We start from the raw sequence: 1,506 nt of genomic DNA on the forward strand, positions 1-1,506 counted from the left end.
GCTTTTCAACTCAGAATTTTTTCCGTCTGAGTAATTTTCCGCCATTACTTGCAACTGTTTTGTGTATGAATAGTGCGTTTTTGTGAGCGAGGATTTTCCGCAGGAAAATCAGATGTAACAAAAAGGCACTATACTTTGATTAAGCACCAAATTAAGCATTATTTATACACGGTGTTGGCAACTGGCTTTATTTTTCCGTTTTGGTCAATTTTAAACTCTTCTTTTTCTTCAACCCTTCCATCAAACCATACGATATTCGAAATAGTTAATTTAGTTTGTTCAATTTTAGTTTCTATTCTAAATGCTCCTTCTGCGATTTCATCATAAGATATTACTTTAAAATCAATTAGGTTACCTTTCAAGTCATAATTAATAATTGATGATTCAATTTCGTGTTCTCCTTTATAAGTTGTTAAAATGATTGTCGTAAATTTGTCTGAAATGTTTAGTTTATAAGAGGAAGCTACTTTAAAATCATCTTTTGTAGAATAATATGTGTATGGTGGTTTTCCATCTTTGTTGGTTGATTCATATTCAATTTCATTATCTATTTCAGGATAGATTTTTTTAATTTGCAATACTTTTAGTTGCTCGGCATTGTAAAAATCTGTAGATTTAAAATTATCGAAATTTGTTGAGTCAATTAACGGAACTTTTTTTTCTTTTATTTTGTTAATAATCTTTTCAAGAGAGTATACATTTTCTAATACAATTTTTTTTGGTTGATTATGGTCTGAATCAGTTTTTTTTTCAATTTTTTCAACTTTTCCATTCCAGCAACTAATTAATGTTAGTGTAATTAATAAAATTGTAATTTTCAATGTTTTCATCATTTTTTTTAGCTTGTTGCCAACGGTTTTGTGTATGGTTAGTTGCGTGGTTAAGAAACTAAGTTAGCAAATAAATCACAGATAGAATATTCCGCAGGAATGTTCGTAAGTAGGCTTAAAACAAGCAATTAATTATATACGGTGTTGGCATTTCGTTGTTTTTATTCCGCTATATTTTTAGTTCTTATCTTATTTCAGATATAGTTCTTTAAAATACTCAATGTGTTTTCCTGGAATTATCATTTTCCAAATATCTTTTTTAGGAATTACATTTTTGTCAGACAGTCTTTTTCCATCTATATAAGTTCTAAAAATTAATAAATAGAAAAATAAAAGTCCCACAAAATATGTGGAATTTATAGATTCGGTTTTGTTCAGCCAAATTATAATTGCAAGTGGCGTTAAAATTGTCAAGTAATAAATAAAGATGTTTTTCATATTCTACTTTTTAGTTTTCAATTCCGATTGAGTGAGCAATTCCGCAATATGCTAAATTCCGCATTCAATTCGGGTTTTGGTTTTCAATTCAGTTTTCAATTCCACAAACGAGTTAAATTCAGATGTTGAATTTATGTTCAATTCAGTCAGATTTGAGTCATTCTCATATTTTTCAATTTCCGATTTAATGTCTTTTAAATTACTCATAATTGTCATTTTTAACGGTTCTGCTCAATGA

1 protein-coding gene is annotated in these 1,506 nt (G+C 28.3%); it reads right to left on the minus strand.

What is annotated here, in order from left to right; all coding sequences use genetic code 11:
* Positions 1-158: 158 nt before the first annotated feature.
* A complete protein-coding gene (locus tag P2G10_RS12700) occupies positions 159-833 on the minus strand; it encodes a hypothetical protein (RefSeq protein WP_275316969.1) in 675 nt (224 codons plus the stop codon).
* Between the last annotated feature and the right edge of the window lie 673 nt (positions 834-1,506).

The organism is Tenacibaculum bernardetii (assembly GCF_029125915.1).
In the GTDB taxonomy this organism is placed as follows: domain Bacteria; phylum Bacteroidota; class Bacteroidia; order Flavobacteriales; family Flavobacteriaceae; genus Polaribacter; species Polaribacter bernardetii.